This is a genomic window from Silvania sp. (assembly GCF_051656365.1).
GTDB lineage: Bacteria > Pseudomonadota > Gammaproteobacteria > Enterobacterales > Enterobacteriaceae > Enterobacter > Enterobacter hatchlandensis.
This window is the reverse complement of sequence record NZ_JBOGBT010000095.1, coordinates 112,777-131,866: the sequence shown is the minus strand read 5'-3', so window position 1 is coordinate 131,866 and position 19,090 is coordinate 112,777. Positions and strand designations below refer to the sequence as shown.

Here is a 19,090-nt window from a genome sequence, read left to right as displayed (position 1 = left end):
AGTTCCAGCAGCCAGGTCATGGCCTGGGGACGCGAGGTGCCGCACATCTCCCGCGCTGGCTGCAGGCCAGCGCACACTTTGGGGCGCGAGCTCAAGCCGAATATTTTGCAGCGCTGCTGCGCATCAAGCTGAACGCAGGGCGTATTGGCAGGCTTGCCGTCAGGCATCCCGGGAATGGGGCTGGAAATGGACGGTGCGGTGCAGCATGCTCCGCAGTCTGGACGACAATCCATATACGCTCTCCGGGTTGACTGAAACCCGCATCAGCGGGGGTGTCGCGCACAGTAACACCTTTTGTGTATTGATAGCAAAAGCCGCTGATTCCGCTTGCCTGAAATGCCGCGCGCGAGTAATTTGACGCGATATTTTTGACCTTCCCGTGAACAGGATTAAAGCAATGCCAAGAGCGAACGAGATTAAGAAAGGTATGGTGCTGAATTACAACAGCAAACTGCTGATTGTTAAAGACATCGACATTCAGGCACCCAGCGCCCGTGGCGCAGCAACGCTGTATAAAATGCGTTTTGCCGATGTGCGTACCGGCTTGAAAGTGGAAGAGCGTTTTAAAGGCGACGATATCGTGGATACCGTTACCCTGACCCGCCGCTATGTTGATTTCTCCTATATTGACGGCAACGAATACGTCTTTATGGATAAAGAAGATTACACCCCGTATATCTTCACCAAAGATCAGATTGAAGAAGAGCTGTTGTTCATTCCGGAAGGCGGGATGCCGGATATGCAGGTTCTGACCTGGGACGGCGTACTGCTGGCGCTTGAGCTGCCGCAGACGGTTGACCTCGAGATCGTGGAAACGGCACCTGGCATCAAAGGCGCGTCAGCCTCTGCGCGTAACAAGCCGGCGACCCTGACCACCGGTCTGGTGGTACAGGTGCCTGAATACCTGTCCGCAGGTGAAAAAATCCGCATCCATATTGAAGAAAAACGCTATATGGGTCGTGCTGACTGATCGTGCGGCTTGCCCGGTGACGTTGCGCTTACCGGGCCGACAAAAAACCGGCCATCGAGCCGGTTTTTTTATGTTTATAGAGGTTACAGCAGCTCAGGATATTTGGTCATCTTCAGCGCCAGCTCCACGCCGCGCACTTCCGCCATCCCTTTCAACCGCCCAATCGCCGAGTAGCCCGGGTTGGTTTTCTTACGCAGGTCATCCAGCATCTGGTGGCCGTGATCCGGACGGAACGGGATCGGACGCAGATCGCCCGCCTGTTTGCGGCGCTGCTCTTCACGCAGGATCGCATCCACAACCGCGACCATATTGACGTCGCCGCCCAGGTGCGCTGCTTCATGGAAGGTCTTCGGATTCTCTTCCCGGCAGGTGGCGCGCAGGTGGGTGAAGTGAATACGGTCGCCGAAAGTTTCGATCATCTGCACCAGGTCGTTATCCGCACGCACGCCGTAAGAGCCCGTACACATGGTAAAGCCGTTATGGATACTGTTAACGGCGTCTTTCAGCCACTGCATATCTTCAATCGTTGAGACGATGCGCGGCAGGCCGAGGATTGGACGCGGTGGATCGTCCGGGTGAACCGCCAGGCGCACGCCTGCTTCTTCAGCAACCGGAACGATAGCCCGCAGGAAGTGGGCCATATTCTGCTGCAGCTGGGCTTTGTCGATATGGCCGTACTCCGCCAGACGCGCGCGGAACTGATCGAGGGTGTAGCCCTCTTCCGCACCCGGCAGACCGGCGATGATATTGCGGGTCAGTTTTTCGATATCGGCTTCGCTGGCGGCGTTAAACCACGCCAGCGCCTGCTGCTGCTCTTCCGGGCTGTAGTCCGCCGCGGCGCCGTCGCGCTTGAGAATGTGCAGCTCAAAGGCGGCAAAGGCAATCTGGTCAAAACGCAGCGCTTTAGAGCCGTCCGGCAGTTCGTACTCCAGGTCGGTACGCGTCCAGTCGAGGATCGGCATAAAGTTGTAGCACACGGTATCAATGCCGCAGGCCGCCAGGTTACGAATGCTCTGCTGATAGTTGGCGATCCAGGTGGCGCAGTCGCCCGAATGGGTTTTGATCTCTTCGTGAACCGGGATACTTTCGACCACCGACCAGGTCAACCCTTTCTCCGCCAGCAGCGCCTGACGCTGCTTAATTTCCTCTACCGGCCACACCTGCCCATTAGGAATATGGTGCAGCGCCGTGACAACGCCGGTTGCGCCAGCCTGACGCACATCATCAAGAGAAACCGGATCTTTTGGCCCATACCAACGCCATGTTTGTTCCATTGCTTCACCCTCTAAAGTTGTTATACCAATATGAATGACTACTATGACGACTACCATACAGGCTTGCGGTAAAGGGTCAACGTGCCTCGCCAGATTGATTGATCTACCTCACAGTTCCCGGATAATTACGGCTTACCAATTCAATTTGCTGTCATATAACTTTACACTGAGATTGTTAATTAACGGTTAATCAGGTGTTTATTTCATGAAGACAATTGCTTCCACCACACTACCCGCTCACGTATTGCAGCCGCAGTACGATCGCCAGAAACTGCGCTCCCGCATTGTGCATTTCGGCTTTGGCGCCTTTCATCGTGCCCATCAGGCGTTACTGACTGACCGGGTGCTGAACGCCAGGGGTGGCGACTGGGGGATATGTGAGATTAGCCTGTTTAGCGGTGATACGCTGATGAGCCAACTGCGGGCGCAGGACCATCTGTTTACGGTGCTGGAAAAAGGTGCCGATGGCAATCAGCCGATTATCGTCGGGGCGGTTCATGAGTGCCTGAACGCGAAGCTGGATTCACTGGCGGCGATCATTGAAAAATTTTGTGAACCGCAGGTGGCGATTGTCTCCCTGACGATTACCGAAAAAGGTTACTGCATTGATCCGGCCACCGGCGCGCTGGATACCGCTAATGAACGTATTATTCACGATCTGGAAAACCCGGACCAGCCGCACTCGGCGCCGGGGATCCTGGTCGAAGCATTGCATCGCCGCCGCGAGCGGGGCCTGTCGCCGTTCAGCGTCCTCTCCTGCGATAACATTCCCGATAACGGCCACGTAGTGAAAAACGCGGTGCTGGGGATGGCTAACAAACGCTCGCCGGCGCTGGCAGCGTGGATTGCGGAGCATGTCAGCTTCCCCGGCACCATGGTTGACCGCATCGTCCCCGCCGCGACCGACGCGTCACTGGCAGAAATTGCCCGTGAAGTGGGCGTTGAGGATCCGTGCGCCATCAGCTGCGAGCCGTTTGTGCAGTGGGTGATTGAGGACAATTTTGTCGCCGGTCGCCCGCAATGGGAAGCCGCTGACGTGCAGATGGTGCAGGACGTCCTGCCGTGGGAGCAGATGAAGCTGCGCATGCTTAACGGCAGCCACTCCTTCCTGGCGTACCTGGGCTATCTGGCCGGGTTCGCCCACATCAACGACTGCATGGCCGACGCCAGCCTGCGCGACGCCGCCCGCCGTCTGATGCTGAGCGAGCAGGCCCCAACCCTGCGCATCACCGGGGTGGATCTCACCGCCTATGCCGACAGTCTGATCAACCGTTTTGCCAATCCGGCCCTGCAGCATCGGACCTGGCAAATTGCGATGGACGGCAGCCAGAAACTGCCCCAGCGGATGCTCGAAGGTATTCGCATCCACCGCCAGCAAGGAACCGCCTGGCCGCTGCTGGCGCTCGGCGTGGCCGGCTGGATGCGCTACGTCAGCGGTGTGGACGACGCGGGCAACGCCATTGACGTGCGCGATCCGCTCAGCGACAAAATCCGCGCCCTTGTTGAGACCAGCAGCGAGCAGGAACGCGTCACCGCCCTGCTGACGCTGAGTGAAATTTTTGGCAACGATTTGCCGCAGGATGCGCAGTTTGTCGACGCAATCACCCAGGCCTGGCAGCGCATCAGCCAGTCGGGTGCACGGCAGGCCGTTATTGATACGCTGAATCTTTAACGATCGGTGCCTGATACGCGAGCGGGGGTTCTCTCCGTTCGCCTCTTCCCTTCTCAGCACTGTTCTTTTGCGCCAGGATTACTGATAATTGTTATAGCATTACATTTATCACTCCTGGAGCACATGTGACTAAAACCAACCTGATCACCGGTTTTCTCGGCAGCGGAAAAACCACGTCGATATTGCACCTGCTGGCCAACAAAGATCCTGACGAAAAATGGGCCGTGCTGGTCAATGAGTTTGGCGAGATCGGTATCGACGGTGCCCTGCTGGCGGATAGCGGTGCCCTGATTAAGGAGATCCCAGGCGGATGCATGTGCTGCGTCAATGGTTTACCGATGCAGGTAGGGCTGAACACCCTGCTGCGTCAGGGTAAACCCGACCGTTTACTGATTGAGCCCACGGGCCTTGGCCATCCGAAACAGATCCTCGACCTGCTGACCGCCCCGGTGTATGAGCCGTGGATCGACCTGCGCGCCACCCTGTGCCTGCTCGACCCGCGCCAGCTGCTGGATGAGAAAAGCGTCCAGAACGATAACTTCCGCGATCAGCTTGCCGCCGCCGATATCATCATTGCCAATAAAGAAGATCGCGCCACCCCCGAAAGCGCTGCCGCGCTGACACTGTGGTGGCAGCACTTCGGCGGCGATCGCCAACTGCAGCACACCACGCAGGGGGCTATTGATAATGCCCTCCTCGACCTGCCTCGGCATAACGTCGCCGAGCTGCCCGCCAGCGCTGAGCATTCACACGGTCGTGGCGAGAAACAGGGCCTGGCAGCATTGAGCCTGCCCGCGCACCAGCGCTGGCGTCGCAGCCTGAACAGCGGCCAGGGGCATCACGCCTGTGGCTGGGTATTTGATGCCGACACCTGCTTCGACACCATTGGCCTGCTGGAGTGGGCACGCCTTGCGCCGGTTGAACGGGTAAAAGGGGTGATGCGCATTCCTGAAGGGCTGGTGCGCGTCAATCGTCAGGGGAGCGATTTCCATATCGAAACACAGAATGTCGCGCCACCGGATAGCCGTATAGAGTTAATTAGTGCGGTTAACACCGACTGGAATGCGCTTCAGTCCAGCCTGTTGAAGCTTCGTTTAACCTCGGGCGACTAACGTTGCCCCGTTTTAACTGCTGACGACATAAAGATGACAACCCGAATACCACTTATTTTACTGCTCAATATCGCCGGTCTGGCGCTCTTTTTATCCTGGTACCTGCCGGTGAACCACGGTTTCTGGTTCCCGCTGGACAGTGGGATCTTCCACTTCTTTAATCAGGAACTGGTGAAGAGCCGCGCCTTCTTATGGCTGGTGGCGATCACCAACAACCGCGCGTTTGACGCCTGCTCGCTGCTGGCGATGGGCTATTTAATGCTCACCTTCTGGCGTCAGGAGAACGCGGCGGGACGTCGACGCATTGTGATGATTGGTTTAACGATGCTGCTGGCCGCGGTGGTGATCAATCAGCTGGCGCAGGCTATTATCCCGGTTAAGCGTTCAAGCCCGACCCTGTTCTTCCCGGATATTTACCGCGTCAGCGAACTGCTGAACATTTCGACAAAAGACGCTTCCAAAGACAGTTTCCCGGGCGATCACGGCATGATGCTGCTTATTTTTTCCGCATTTATGTGGCGTTATTTTGGGTCTAAGACTTTCGCATTAGCCCTGATTATTTTTATGGTTTTTGCCTTCCCCCGGGTAATGATTGGCGCGCACTGGTTCAGTGATATTGCCGTTGGCTCGGTTTCGGTCGCGTTGATTGGTCTTCCCTGGTGTCTTATGACTCCTTTGAGCGATCGGGTTATTGCCTTGTTCGATCGTTACTTGCCGGGTTAATACAACAATTTTAAAACAAATAACGCACCGTTATTAACAATATCCATCACTGATTATTTAATGACCACGGGTAATTTTCAGCCTTTTCATTTCCGAAATGTCCTATTGCGACAAAAATAATTCCGTGAAAAATGAACGATTTGCACAATTATTAACCAGCATAATGGTTGTGTTTCTCTTTCCCGCGCAGTGACTTTAGGTATCACTTTTTCTTATAAAAAAAGGATATTTTTACTCGCATTGACCCGCACGATGGGGTAATCTCAAACTCGTTTTACCTCAGTGCGGTTATTATTTTTTAATGTAAATAAATTTGTGCGGCTCGCCACAGATTTGACCATAAAGAATTGTCTCATTGTGCGCAGGTATTTAGTCTCGTCTCGCTTGGCATTTTTTATAACGATATTCGTCGTTAAGGACTTCAAGGGAAAATAAACAAAATGGTCAAATCTCAACCGATTTTGAGATACATCTCACGAGTGATCCCGGCGATAGCAGTAGCGGTTCTGCTTTCAGCTTGTACAACTAATACCGCAAAGAATATGCATCCTGAGACGCGTGTTGTGGGTTCGGAAGACGCCTCTTCACTGCAAGCCTCTCAGGATGAATTTGAAAAGATGGTCAGCAATCTGGATATCAAATCCAGACTGATGGACCAGTATGCCAGCTGGAAAGGCGTACGCTATCGCTTAGGCGGCAGCACTAAAAAGGGAATTGATTGTTCCGGTTTCGTACAGCGTACTTTCCGTGAGCAGTTTGGGTTAGAACTTCCGCGTTCAACTTATGAACAACAGGAAATGGGCAAATCTATTTCACGTACCAGTTTACGTACGGGTGATTTAGTGCTCTTCCGGGCGGGTTCAACCGGCCGTCATGTCGGCATATATATTGGTAACGACCAGTTTGTCCACGCATCCACCAGCAGCGGTGTGATTATTTCCAGCATGAACGAGCCATACTGGAAAAAGCGCTATAACGAAGCGCGTCGTGTTCTGACCCGTAGTTAACCCCTGGTACTGTCTGTTTCCCTTGACTGACAGCCCAGCATAAAAGCACTGCTCCGGCAGTGCTTTTTTTGTTTTACGATCTGCGATTCATCTCCATCTGGCGCGGGTCAGGACGTTCCAGGCTATAGTCTCGTTACGTGAGTTTAGCCGTCAAGATGACGCGAGCGGCCTTTCAGGATCCCATAACGTTTATGTTCACCCGCTATTTATCATTTCGCCGCAAAGCGCTGATCCTCAGCCTGACCGCCGGACTTCTTATCACCCTGCTCTGCGGCGGTTCGCAGTTTTTGATGAGTCGCCATAAGCAGGAAGTAAGATACGACAGTCTGATCAGTGGTCTTGCTAACTACATGAACGGCTATTTTTCCGAGCTGCGCCGCTCGGTTGATATGCTGCAGCCGCTCACCTTAAGCCAGTGCAGCGGTATCGCCTCTGAACTCACATCACGCGCCGCATTCAGCCTCAACGTCCGCGCCTTTCTGCTGGTCAAAGACAAAATCGCCTTTTGCTCCTCGGCTACCGGACCGATGCAAATGCCGATCTCGGAGCTGGTACCCACAATCGACGTAAATAAAGACGTTGACATGGCCCTGTTGCCCGGCACACCAATGATGCCGAAAAAACCGGCCATTGCACTGTGGATGAGCAATCCCCTGCTGGCGAACGGCGGGGTGTTTACCTCCATTAACCTCAACCTTGTGCCTTATCTGCTGTATACCGCCCGCCAGGACGAGTTTATCGGCGTGGCGCTGGTTGTCGGCAATATGGCGTTCACCACCTGGTCAGACCGGCTGCTGCTGTCGGCCGATTTACACGGCAAGCCCGTCCGTTCGGTTCAGGTAAAGGGACTACCGCTGCAAATCTATCTGTATGCCGATAGCTGGATGCTGGAAGAGGTGCAGTTTGCCCTGCTCTTTGGCCTGATGTGCGGCGCGCTGGCCAGCGGGCTCTGCTACTACCTGATCATCACCCGCGCAAATCCGCGTAAAGAGATCCTCACCGCCATCAAGCAGAATCAATTTTACGTGGTTTACCAGCCGGTGGTGGATGCGCATGATTTACAGATGCGCGGCGTCGAAGTGCTGATGCGCTGGCACCATCCCGGCGCCGGGGAGATCCCGCCGGATGCCTTTATTAACTTTGCCGAAGCGCAGAAGCTGATCGTGCCTTTGACGCTGCACCTCTTCGATCTGATCCGGCGCGACGCCCCGATGCTGCAGAAGCGGCTGCCGCCGGGTTCCAAGCTGGGGATCAACATCGCTCCTGGCCATCTGCACGCCGACAGCTTCAAAGACGACATGCGCCAGTTCGCCGCCTCGCTGCCGCCAGATCATTTTCAGCTGGTACTCGAAATTACCGAGCGCGACATGCTCAACCAGAGGGAAGCGACAAAGCTGTTTGAGTGGCTGCATCTGGAAGGGTTTGAAGTGGCGGTGGATGATTTCGGTACCGGGCACAGTGCGCTGATCTATCTGGAGCGCTTTACCATGGACTACCTCAAAATCGACCGGGGGTTCGTCAGCACCATCGGCATGGAAACGGTCACCTCACCGGTGCTGGATGCCGTTTTGACTCTGGCTCGCCGCCTGAATATGGTGACGGTAGCAGAAGGGGTGGAGACACCCGAACAGGCAAAATGGCTGCGGGAGCACGGCGTCAACCTGCTGCAAGGGTTCTGGATCAGTCGCCCGATGCGCCTGGAGCAGTTGATGGTCTGGGAGCCTGACGTTCAGCTCGACGGGGAATAATTTCACAACCTCAGCGGCGTCACTTATTATTCAGGTAACGAGCCGGCCCGCTGCCTGCGGGTCAGAACAAAAAAGGAATACGTAGCGGAATGATTGTGCGCGTTGTGATGGTGCTGATTGCGATGATAAGTGGACTTTGTCAGGCGCAAACCATAAAAGAGAGCTTCGCCTTTGCAGTTATTGGCGAGCCGAAATACGCCATTAATTTCGACCATTACGACTACGTTAACCCGGCAGCGCCGAAGGGCGGCAGCGTGACCCTGTCGGCTAACGGCACCTTCGACAACTTCAACCGCTATGCCTTGCGCGGCGTGGCGGCCGAGCGTACCGACGCGCTCTACGATACCCTCTTCACCACCTCTGACGACGAGCCGGGCAGCTACTATCCGCTGGTGGCCGAGATGGCGCGCTACGCCGATGACTTTTCCTGGATGGAGCTGACCCTCAATCCGCTGGCGCGCTTTCATGACGGCACCCCGGTGAAGGCCAGCGATGTCGCTTTTACCTTTCACAAGTTTATGACCGAAGGCGTGCCGCAATTTCGTCTGGTCTATAAAGGCGCCAACGTTACTGCCATCGCCCCGCTGACCGTGCGCATCACCCTCACCCACCCGAATAAAGAGGACATGCTGAGCCTGCTGACGCTGCCGGTGATGCCCGAAAAGTTCTGGAAGGATCATAAGCTCAGCGACCCGCTCTCCACCCCGCCGCTGGCAGGCGGGCCGTATCGCATCACCCACTGGCGGATGGGTCAGTATCTGATTTACTCCCGGGTGAAAGATTACTGGGCAGCCAATTTTCCGGTAAACCGCGGGCGCTGGAACTTTGACACCCTGCGCTACGACTATTACCTCGACGACAACGTGGCGTTCGAAGCGTTTAAAGCGGGCGCATTTGATATGCGAATAGAGAGCAGCGCCAAAAACTGGGCGACGCGCTATAACGGGAAAAACTTCACCCGTGGCTACATCGTCAAAGAGGCGTTTAAGAATGACTCGGCCCAGGATACCCGCTGGCTGGCGTTTAATATTCAGCGTCCGGTATTTAGCGACAGCCGCGTGCGTCAGGCAATTACCCTTGCCTTCGATTTCGAATGGATGAATAAGGCGCTGTTCTACGGCGCCTATAGCCGGGTGAACAGCTATTTCCAGAATACCGAATATGCCGCGCACGGCTACCCGGATGCGGCCGAGCTGACGCTGCTTGCGCCGCTCAAAGGGGCCGTTCCTCCTGAGGTGTTCACCACACTCTACCAGCCGCCGCGTTCGACAGGTGACGGCTTTGATCGCGATAACCTGCTGCAGGCCAGTAAACTGCTGGATGAGGCCGGGTGGGAAATCAAAAACCAGAAGCGGATCAACACGCAAACCGGCAAGCCGCTGAGCTTTGAACTGCTGCTCCCCTCCGGGGGCAACAACCAGTGGGTACTGCCGTTCCAGCACAATCTTGAACGACTGGGCATTACCCTGGACATCCGCCAGGTGGATAATTCGCAAATCACCAACCGGATGCGTAACCGCGATTACGACATGATGCCGCGCCTGTGGCGGGCCATGCCGTGGCCGAGCACCGATCTGCAGATCTCATGGGCCTCGCAATATATAGATTCCACCTACAACGCGCCGGGAGTGAAAAACCCGGCGGTCGATGCCCTGATCGCCCAAATCGTCGCCGCCCAGGGCAATAAAGAAAAACTGCTGCCGCTGGGACGGGCGCTCGACCGGGTGCTGACCTGGAACCATTACATGCTGCCGATGTGGTTTATGGGGCAGGACAGAGTTGCCCACTGGGATAAATTCTCGCTTCCTGCCCAGCGTCCGGTGTACTCGCTGGGGTTTGAAAACTGGTGGTATGACGTTAACAAAGCGGCGAAATTACCCGCCGAACGGCGTTAAGGAATCACAATGGGCGCTTATTTACTACGTCGCTTGCTGCTGGTGATCCCCACCTTGTGGGCCATTATCACCATCAACTTTTTTATTGTGCAGATTGCCCCCGGCGGGCCGGTCGATCAGGCTATCGCCGCCATCGAATTCGGCAACAGCGGGACGATGCCCGGCGGTGGCGGCGAAGGGCTGCGCGCCAGCCATGCCCGCACCGGGGTCGGTAATATTAACGAGAGCCAGTATCGCGGCGGACGCGGCCTCGATCCAGAGGTGATCGCCGAGATCACCCAGCGTTACGGATTCGATAAGCCGCTGCATGAGCGCTATTTCAAAATGCTGTGGGACTATCTGCGCTTCGATTTTGGCGACAGCCTGTTCCGCAGCGCCTCGGTACTGCATCTGATCAAAGAGAGCCTGCCGGTGTCGATTACGCTGGGGCTGTGGGGGACGTTGATTATCTACATGGTCTCGATCCCGCTCGGGATCCGCAAAGCGGTGGATAACGGCAGCCGGTTCGATATCTGGAGCAGCACCTTTATTATTGTCGGCTATGCGATCCCGGCGTTTCTGTTCGCAGTACTGCTGATCGTCTTTTTTGCCGGCGGCAGCTATCTGGATCTCTTCCCGCTGCGTGGGCTGGTATCGACCGATTTCAGTAGCCTGCCGTGGTACAAAAAAATTACCGACTACCTGTGGCACATCACCCTGCCGGTGCTGGCAACGGTGATCGGCGGCTTTGCCGCACTGACCATGTTGACCAAAAACGCCTTCCTCGACGAGATCCGCAAGCAGTATGTGGTGACCGCCCGCGCCAAAGGCGTAAGCGAACGGCGCATCCTGTGGACGCATATTTTCCGCAACGCGATGCTGCTGGTGATCGCCGGTTTCCCCGCCACCTTTATCAGCATGTTCTTCACCGGCTCGCTGTTAATCGAGGTGATGTTCTCCCTTAACGGCCTGGGCCTGCTCGGCTACGAGGCGACCGTCTCGCGTGACTATCCGGTGATGTTTGGCACGCTCTATATTTTCACCTTGATTGGCCTGCTGCTGAATATCCTCAGTGATATTTGCTATACGCTGGTCGATCCGCGTATTGACTTTGAGGGCCGCTGATGCCGCGATTAAGCCCTATTAACCAGGCCCGCTGGGCACGTTTTCGCCATAACCGCCGCGGCTACTGGTCGCTGTGGATTTTTGCCCTGTTTTTCGCTCTGAGCCTGTGCGCAGAGATTGTCGCCAACGATAAACCGCTGCTGGTGCATTTTGACGATCGCTGGTACGTGCCGCTGGTTAAAGATTACAGCGAGCGAGATTTTGGCGGCCCGTTTGCCACCGCGGCAGATTACCAGGACCCGTGGCTGCGCACGCAGCTGAACGCGCGTGGCTGGGTGCTGTGGGCACCAGTGCGCTTTGGCGCCAACAGCATTAACTTTGCCACCGACACCCCCTTCCCGTCACCACCTTCGGCGCAGAACTGGCTGGGCACCGATGCTAACGGCGGCGATGTGCTGGCGCGCATTCTGTACGGCACCCGGATTTCAATTCTGTTCGGCCTGATGCTGACCCTTTTCTCCAGCGTGATGGGGGTGCTGGCAGGGGCAATTCAGGGTTATTACGGCGGAAAAATCGACCTCTGGGGGCAGCGCTTTATTGAAGTCTGGTCCGGGATGCCGACGCTGTTTTTAATCATTTTGCTCTCAAGCGTGGTGCAGCCTAACTTCTGGTGGCTGCTGGGCATTACGGTGTTGTTTGGCTGGATGGCGCTGGTGGGCGTGGTGCGGGCCGAGTTTTTACGCACCCGTAACTTCGACTATATTCGCGCGGCGCAGGCGCTGGGAGTTGGCGATCGTGGGATTATTTTCCGCCATATGCTGCCCAATGCGATGGTGGCGACGCTGACCTTCCTGCCGTTTATTCTGTGCAGCTCAATCACCACCCTCACCTCGCTCGATTTTCTCGGCTTTGGTCTGCCGCTGGGTTCCCCTTCGCTGGGCGAGCTGCTGCTGCAGGGCAAAAACAATTTGCAGGCGCCGTGGCTCGGGATCACCGCCTTCCTCTCGGTGGCCGTGCTGCTGTCGCTGCTGATTTTTATTGGCGAAGCGGTACGCGATGCCTTTGATCCTAACAAGGCGGTTTAAGATGACGCAGCCTCTGCTTCACATCGACGCGCTCTCCATCGCCTTTCGTCAGCAGGACGAAACCCGCACCGTGGTGAACGATATCTCCCTGCAGATTGCCGAAGGCGAAACCCTGGCGCTGGTGGGCGAATCCGGCTCGGGTAAGAGCGTGACGGCGCTGTCGGTGCTGCGCCTGCTCCCAACTCCGCCGGTGGTTTATCCCCAGGGCGATATCCTGTTTCGCGGCCAGTCGCTGCTGCATGCCGACGAGCGCACGCTACGCGGGGTGCGCGGCAACAAAATCGCGATGATTTTCCAGGAGCCGATGGTCTCGCTTAACCCGCTGCATACGCTGGAAAAGCAGCTCTATGAGGTGCTGTCTCTGCACCGCGGCATGCGCAAAGAGGCGGCGCGCGGCGAGATGCTCGACTGCCTGGATCGCACCGGGATCCGCAATGCGGCAAAACGGCTCGGCGATTTTCCGCATCAGCTTTCCGGCGGTGAACGCCAGCGGGTGATGATCGCCATGGCGTTACTCACCCGTCCGGAACTGCTGATCGCCGATGAACCGACTACCGCGCTGGACGTGACGGTGCAGGCACAGATCCTGCAACTGCTGCGTGAGCTGCGCGACGAGCTGAACATGAGTCTGCTGTTTATCACCCACAATCTCGGCATTGTGAAAAAGCTTGCCGACCGGGTCGCGGTGATGCAGAACGGGCGCTGCGTGGAGCAGAACACCACCTCGTCGCTGTTTACTGCCCCACAGCACCCCTATACCCAACGGCTGCTCGACAGCGAGCCCGCAGGCGACCCGGTGCCGCTGGCACAGGATGCCGAGCCGCTGCTGCGGGTGGAAGATCTCTCGGTGGCATTCCCGGTCCGTAAAGGCCTGCTGCGTCGCGTGGTGGAGAGTAAGCAGGTGCTGAGCAACGTCAGCTTCACCTTACGTCCGGGAGAAACGCTGGGGCTGGTGGGTGAGTCAGGATCCGGGAAGAGCACCACCGGGCTGGCGCTGCTGCGCCTGATTGCCTCCCGGGGGACGATTCTGTTTGACGGTCAGCCGCTGCACAGCTGGGATCGCCGACAGATGTTGCCCGTCCGTCACCGGATGCAGGTGGTTTTTCAGGATCCGAACTCTTCGCTCAATCCCCGCCTTAACGTGCAGCAAATTATCGAAGAGGGCCTGCGCGTGCATCAGCCCGGCCTCAGCCTTCAGGTGCGTGAAGAGGAAGTGATTACCGTGATGCGCGAAGTGGGACTCGATCCCGAGACCCGTCATCGCTATCCGGCGGCGTTCTCCGGTGGGCAGCGTCAGCGCATCGCCATCGCCAGGGCACTGATCCTGCAACCGGAGCTGATTATCCTGGACGAGCCGACGTCGTCGCTCGACAAAACGGTGCAGGCACAAATTCTGGCCTTGCTGAAGGATTTACAGAAAAAGCACCGGCTAGCCTATATCTTTATCAGCCATGACCTGCAGGTCGTGCGCGCGCTTTGCCATCAAGTGATCGTGTTGCGTCAGGGAGAGGTGGTCGAGCAGGGGGAATGCCAGCGCGTCTTTGCCGCGCCGACGCAGGCGTATACGCGTCAGCTGTTAGCGTTGCGCTGACGCTCAGGCAGAGTTCTGGTTGGAGAAAGGCTCGGCAATTGCCACACCAAAGTTCTTCAGTCGGCAGGTCGCCGCAAACTCATCCTGACTTTTCACGAACAGACACGGCTCGCCTTCGCACTCCAGCACCGAGCTGTAAAGTTCAATGTCGGTCAGGGCCTGACTCAGTCGCTCCATTACCGGCCACGCGTTACCCTCTTCAGGGCTCAGCAGTTTAAGCGCCACCAGGCAGTTTTCACAGTTCGGGGTGCTTTGCGGAATCGGTTCAACTTTCGAACCTGCAAAACCCGCCGACCAGCGATAGCTCTGCGGCAAGCGGTGGACAATGGAGTGCTGTAATGTATTCACGTTCGTTCCCCGGAAGAAAATATACTTCACAATTCATTTACATTTATAGTAACACATCGCTACTGACCTGCTCTGTTTTTAAAAAGAAAACGCTTACAGCCAGAATCCATCGGCGTTGGCGTCTACTTTGTCAGAGCTTTTTGTAAGCGTTTCAGGTCGCAGTCGGCGCTATATTTACCCGTTTTTGCGATCTAACTCAACCTTTTTAACTACAAGGTTGTGACTATTTACATAAATAGATTTTACATAAAAGAAACAAAACAGGCGGGAATGAACAGCATCCTGGTTGACATGTATCAAAAAAGGGTCCCATCGGGACCCTTTTTTGTGATTCAGCTCACCGATTTTTTGGGCCGACTCGCGTAAAGGCAGAACAGAATCGAGCCGGTGGCGCACAGGGCGATTGACCATAGCATCGGCCAGGCACTGTTGAAGGTGGCCAGCGAGAGCAGCGCGCCAACGATAGCGCCGATACCAAAGCGGAAGGTCCCCGCCAGCGACGAGGCCGTGCCGGCCATGTGCGGGAACTCGTCGAGGATTACCGCCATCGCATTGGACGATACCATCGAGATACAGCCCACAAACGCCGCAATGCCAAATACCAGCGCCCAGAACCCCACGTCGAAGTAAGCAGTCACCACCATCCACACCGCCATCACGAACTGGATCCACAGCCCGATGCGGAACATGTTCAGCGCCCCTACCCGGCGCACAAAGCGGCTGTTAATCATCGTCAGCACAAAGATGAACACCACGTTCAGCGCAAAGTAGTAACCAAAGTGCTGCGGCGACACATGGTTAAGCTCGATGTAGACAAACGGCCCGGCGCTGAGGAAGGAGAACATCCCGGCAAAGCTGAAACCGCTGGCCAGCATATAGCTCAGCACGCGCTTATGGCGAAACAGCGAGGCAAAGTTGCCCAGCGTAGTGCGAATGTGGAACTTCTGCCGCCGTTCTATCGGCAGCGTTTCTTTAATAAAGAAGAAGATCATCGCCGAGGCCAGCAGCGCCGCCAGCGCCAGGATCCAGAAAATGGCGTGCCAGCTAAACCACACCAGCACCGCGCCCCCGACCATTGGCGCCACCAGCGGCGCAACGGTGGTAACCAGCATGACAAAGGACATCATGCGGGAGAACTCTTCTTTCGGGTAGATATCGCGCATCAGGGCATTGATCACCACGCTTGCCGCCGCAGCCGCCAGGCCGTGGAAGAAACGCATCACAATCAGCTGATCGATGGTCTGCGACAGGGCACAGGCCATCGCCGCACCGGCAAACACCAGCGTGCCACCGAGGATCACCGGCTTACGTCCGATGCTATCCGCCATAGGGCCATACAGCAGCTGCCCCAAAGCAAACCCCAGAATATAGGTGCTGAGGGTCATTTGCGTGCTGCCAGCCGGAACGCCGAACTGTGCGGAAATCACCGGCAGCGCAGGCAGATACATATCGATGGACAACGGCATCAGCATGGCCAGCAGGCCAAGAATAAACACGATGCTGTACGACGAGTGTGGCCTGGTGGTCACAGTGTGCTCCTGAGATTAGCGTGAAAGCAGGCCAACGCTGGCAATTTCTTCTTCCGTCAGCGGACGGTATTCGCCTGGCTCAAGGTCCGGGTCGAGCGCAATCGCCCCGATACGTTCGCGATGCAGGCCGACCACGTGGTTGCCCACGGCGGCAAACATGCGCTTCACCTGATGGTAACGCCCTTCGCTGATGGTCAAACGGACCTCAGTCGGGGTGATGATTTCCAGCACCGCTGGTTTAGTCAGATCTTTCTCATTATGCAGCTGAACGCCGTGGGCAAATTGCCCGGCGGTGCTGTCACTGACCGGCGATTCCAGCTTCACCCGATAGGTTTTCTCGCAGTGGTGACGCGGGGAGGTGATGCGGTGCGACCATTGCCCGTCGTCGGTCATCAGCACCAGACCGGTGGTGTCGATATCCAGACGCCCGGCAGCATGCAGCTTGTAGGCTACCGGCTCATCAAGGAAATAGAGCACCGTCGGGTGATCCGGATCGTCGGTGGAACAGACGTAGCCATCCGGTTTGTTGAGCATGAAATAGCGCGGGCCATTTTGCTGCGTCAGCGAGTTGCCTTCGTATTCCACCTGATGGTCAGGCTGGAGTTTAAAAGCGCTGTCTCGCACAATGTCGCCATCCACAGTCACATGGCTGCCGCGGATCAGACGCCCGGCAATAGCGCGGCTTACGCCGAGTTGCTGAGCGATAAACTTATCAAGTCGCATGAAATATTTTAAGCCTTAAGGGTGCCAGGAGCCGGACCACAGGTCCGAAAGAAGCAGTTAGAACAGCCCAGTATAGCGGGCTATCTGCGCCACTCAAGGGAAAAAGTTTCGTGGCATACTATGTGCGAGATAACCAAACCGAGAAACCATGACTTTTACACTTCGCCCCTATCAGCAGGAAGCCGTCGACGCCACCCTCGCCCACTTTCGCCAGCATAAAGAACCGGCTGCCATTGTGCTGCCCACCGGTGCGGGCAAAAGCCTGGTGATTGCCGAACTGGCGCGGCTGGCGCGCGGGCGCGTGCTGGTGCTGGCGCACGTTAAAGAGCTGGTCGCGCAAAACCATGCCAAATACCTGGCACTGGATCTCGAGGCCGACATTTTCGCGGCCGGACTCCAGCGTAAAGAGAGCCACGGCAAAGTGGTATTTGGCAGCGTACAGTCGGTGGCGCGTAATCTGGACATGTTCCGCAGCGAATTCTCGCTGCTGATTGTGGATGAGTGCCACCGCATCAGCGACGATGACGACAGCCAGTATCAGCAGATCCTCGCGCACCTGAAGAGCGTCAATCCGCACATTCGCCTGCTGGGGCTGACCGCCACGCCGTTTCGGCTCGGCAAGGGCTGGATCTACCGCTTCCACTATCACGGCATGGTGCGCGGCAATGAAAAGGCGTTGTTTCGCGACTGTATTTACGAGCTGCCGCTGCGCTATATGATTAAACACGGCTACCTCACGCCACCGGAGCGACTGGATATGCCGGTGGTGCAGTACGATTTCAGCCGCCTGCAGGTACAGAGCAACGGCCTGTTCAGCGAGGCGGATCTTAATCTGGAGCTGAAAAAGCAGGATCGCATTACCCCGCACATTATCAGCCAGATTATGGAGTTCGCCGAGGCGCGCAAAGGGGTGATGATTTTTGCCGCCACCGTGGAACACGCCCGGGAGGTCACCGGCCTGCTGCCCGCCAATGACGCCCGACTTATCACAGGCGAAACGCCGGGCCCGGAGCGCGACCGGCTGATTGAGGATTTTAAGGCGCAGCAGTTTCGCTATCTGGTCAACGTCTCGGTCCTGACCACCGGCTTTGATGCCCCGCATGTGGATCTGATTGCGATCCTGCGCCCGACCGAATCCGTCAGCCTTTATCAGCAGATTGTCGGCCGCGGGTTGCGTTTAGCCCCCGGCAAAACCGATTGCCTGATTCTGGATTACGCCGGCAATCCGCACGATCTCTATGCCCCGGAAGTGGGTGCGCCAAAAGGCAAAAGCGACAATGTGCCGGTACAGGTGTTTTGCCCGGCCTGTGGATTTGCCAACACCTTCTGGGGAAAGACCACCGCCGACGGCACCTTAATAGAGCACTTTGGTCGTCGCTGTCAGGGCTGGTTTGAGGATGATGAAGGCCATCGGGAACAGTGTGACTTCCGCTTTCGGTTTAAAAACTGCCCGCAGTGCAACGCCGAAAATGATATTGCTGCCCGTCGCTGCCGCACCTGCGATACGGTACTGGTGGATCCGGACGATATGCTGAAAGCCGCCCTCAAGCTGAAAGACGCGCTGGTGCTGCGCTGTAGCGGCATGGTGCTGGCTCACGGCGCGGATGAAAAAGGGGAGTGGCTGAAAATCACCTATTACGATGAAGATGGCACCGATGTGAGTGAGCGCTTCCGTCTGCAGACACCCGCCCAGCGCACCGCCTTTGAACAGCTGTTTATCCGTCCGCATACCCGCACGCCCGGGGTGCCGCTGCGCTGGATCACCGCCGCCGATATCGTTCAGCAGCAGCCGCTGTTACGCCATCCTGACTTTGTGGTGGCACGTAAAAAAGGCCTGTTCTGGCAGGTGCGCGAGAAGGTTTTCGATTACCAGGGCCGCTACCGCCGGGCCAATGAATTGCGGGGATAAGGGCACTTTTCATTGATGTGCGGGCCGTTTAAGTATAAAATGCCGCCCGCTTCACATCCGTGAGGCAGAACACTTACCTGTTACTGGGTCGCCTGTAGCAGGACTAATTTACAGAGAGTAATCAATGTTCACTATCGATGCAGAAGTACGTGCAGTGCAGGGTAAGGGTGCGAGCCGCCGCCTGCGCACAGCTAACAAGTTCCCGGCTATCGTTTACGGTGCCGATGTTGCTCCAGTAGCTATCGAACTGGATCATGACAAAGTCTGGAACCTGCAGACTAAAGAAGGGTTCTACACTGAAGTTCTGACTATCGTTGTTGACGGTAAAGAAGAGAAAGTGAAAGTTCAGGCTGTTCAGCGTCACCCGTTCAAGCCAAAACTGACCCACATCGACTTCGTTCGCGCTTAATCGCTAACACGTCGAGAAAAAACCCCGCGCTGCGGGGTTTTTTTATGGCGC

At 56.5% G+C, this 19,090-nt stretch carries 17 protein-coding genes; 12 read left to right on the top strand and 5 right to left on the bottom strand.

From position 1 onward, the window contains the following. Positions 1 to 233 (bottom strand): YkgJ family cysteine cluster protein (locus ACRDD5_RS19425; protein WP_438677723.1); only part of this gene is annotated, 233 nt, incomplete at its 3' end. Positions 234 to 397: 164 nt separating this feature from the next. Here ACRDD5_RS19425 and yeiP point away from each other — a divergent pair. Next, positions 398 to 970: an elongation factor P-like protein YeiP gene (gene yeiP / locus ACRDD5_RS19420; protein WP_271282773.1), complete on the top strand. Its 573-nt coding sequence runs from the start codon at positions 398 to 400 to the stop codon at positions 968 to 970. 83 nt (positions 971 to 1,053) lie between these two features. On the opposite strand, the gene uxuA is transcribed toward yeiP, so the two are convergent. Next, positions 1,054 to 2,244 (bottom strand): mannonate dehydratase, encoded by a 1,191-nt coding sequence (uxuA, locus tag ACRDD5_RS19415; RefSeq protein ID WP_438677722.1) that lies wholly within the window; start codon positions 2,242 to 2,244, stop codon positions 1,054 to 1,056. A gap of 205 nt (positions 2,245 to 2,449) precedes the next feature. On the opposite strand from uxuA, the gene ACRDD5_RS19410 reads away from it, so the two are divergent. From ACRDD5_RS19410 to yejF, 9 genes are all read left to right on the top strand, one after another. Beyond that, the gene (locus ACRDD5_RS19410; RefSeq protein ID WP_438677721.1) at positions 2,450 to 3,916 is read left to right on the top strand and encodes a mannitol dehydrogenase family protein; all 1,467 of its coding nucleotides are present in this window, start codon (positions 2,450 to 2,452) and stop codon (positions 3,914 to 3,916) included. Between the two features lie 125 nt (positions 3,917 to 4,041). Then, the gene (locus ACRDD5_RS19405; protein WP_438677720.1) at positions 4,042 to 5,028 is read left to right on the top strand and encodes a CobW family GTP-binding protein; all 987 of its coding nucleotides are present in this window, start codon (positions 4,042 to 4,044) and stop codon (positions 5,026 to 5,028) included. A gap of 33 nt (positions 5,029 to 5,061) precedes the next feature. Next, positions 5,062 to 5,751: a phosphatase PAP2 family protein gene (locus ACRDD5_RS19400; RefSeq protein ID WP_271282777.1), complete on the top strand. Its 690-nt coding sequence runs from the start codon at positions 5,062 to 5,064 to the stop codon at positions 5,749 to 5,751. A 440-nt stretch (positions 5,752 to 6,191) separates the two neighbouring features. Continuing rightward, positions 6,192 to 6,758 (top strand): bifunctional murein DD-endopeptidase/murein LD-carboxypeptidase, encoded by a 567-nt coding sequence (mepS, locus tag ACRDD5_RS19395; RefSeq protein ID WP_271282778.1) that lies wholly within the window; start codon positions 6,192 to 6,194, stop codon positions 6,756 to 6,758. Between the two features lie 191 nt (positions 6,759 to 6,949). Continuing rightward, positions 6,950 to 8,506: a cyclic di-GMP phosphodiesterase gene (locus ACRDD5_RS19390; protein ID WP_438677719.1), complete on the top strand. Its 1,557-nt coding sequence runs from the start codon at positions 6,950 to 6,952 to the stop codon at positions 8,504 to 8,506. 89 nt (positions 8,507 to 8,595) lie between these two features. Continuing rightward, complete coding sequence (locus ACRDD5_RS19385; protein WP_438677718.1) at positions 8,596 to 10,401, top strand: extracellular solute-binding protein; 1,806 nt, start codon at positions 8,596 to 8,598, stop codon at positions 10,399 to 10,401. Between the two features lie 9 nt (positions 10,402 to 10,410). Next, the gene (locus ACRDD5_RS19380; protein WP_438677717.1) at positions 10,411 to 11,505 is read left to right on the top strand and encodes a microcin C ABC transporter permease YejB; all 1,095 of its coding nucleotides are present in this window, start codon (positions 10,411 to 10,413) and stop codon (positions 11,503 to 11,505) included. Beyond that, on the top strand, positions 11,505 to 12,530 hold the full coding sequence (locus tag ACRDD5_RS19375; RefSeq protein ID WP_438677716.1) for an ABC transporter permease: 1,026 nt from the start codon (positions 11,505 to 11,507) through the stop codon (positions 12,528 to 12,530). The genes ACRDD5_RS19380 and ACRDD5_RS19375 overlap by 1 nt, the downstream gene beginning before the upstream one ends. A gap of 1 nt (position 12,531) precedes the next feature. Next, a complete protein-coding gene (gene yejF / locus ACRDD5_RS19370) occupies positions 12,532 to 14,121 on the top strand; it encodes a microcin C ABC transporter ATP-binding protein YejF (RefSeq protein WP_438677715.1) in 1,590 nt (529 codons plus the stop codon). A 3-nt stretch (positions 14,122 to 14,124) separates the two neighbouring features. Here the strand turns inward: yejF and ACRDD5_RS19365 are convergent, their stop codons facing one another. The 3 genes from ACRDD5_RS19365 to rsuA all read right to left on the bottom strand — a co-directional run bounded on the left by ACRDD5_RS19365 (position 14,125) and on the right by rsuA (position 16,721). Beyond that, the gene (locus ACRDD5_RS19365) at positions 14,125 to 14,469 is read right to left on the bottom strand and encodes a YejG family protein (protein WP_438677714.1); all 345 of its coding nucleotides are present in this window, start codon (positions 14,467 to 14,469) and stop codon (positions 14,125 to 14,127) included. 332 nt (positions 14,470 to 14,801) lie between these two features. Continuing rightward, entirely contained in the window at positions 14,802 to 15,998 is a 1,197-nt protein-coding gene (locus ACRDD5_RS19360; RefSeq protein WP_271282785.1) for a Bcr/CflA family multidrug efflux MFS transporter, read from the bottom strand. A gap of 15 nt (positions 15,999 to 16,013) precedes the next feature. After that, positions 16,014 to 16,721 (bottom strand): 16S rRNA pseudouridine(516) synthase RsuA, encoded by a 708-nt coding sequence (gene rsuA / locus ACRDD5_RS19355; RefSeq protein WP_438677713.1) that lies wholly within the window; start codon positions 16,719 to 16,721, stop codon positions 16,014 to 16,016. 148 nt (positions 16,722 to 16,869) lie between these two features. Here rsuA and ACRDD5_RS19350 point away from each other — a divergent pair, with 148 nt between their 5' ends. Together ACRDD5_RS19350 and rplY are read left to right on the top strand one after the other, a co-directional pair. Further along, on the top strand, positions 16,870 to 18,630 hold the full coding sequence (locus tag ACRDD5_RS19350) for a DEAD/DEAH box helicase (RefSeq protein WP_438677712.1): 1,761 nt from the start codon (positions 16,870 to 16,872) through the stop codon (positions 18,628 to 18,630). Positions 18,631 to 18,754: 124 nt separating this feature from the next. Beyond that, positions 18,755 to 19,039 (top strand): 50S ribosomal protein L25, encoded by a 285-nt coding sequence (rplY, locus tag ACRDD5_RS19345; protein ID WP_271282788.1) that lies wholly within the window; start codon positions 18,755 to 18,757, stop codon positions 19,037 to 19,039. The last annotated feature ends 51 nt before the right edge of the window (positions 19,040 to 19,090 follow it).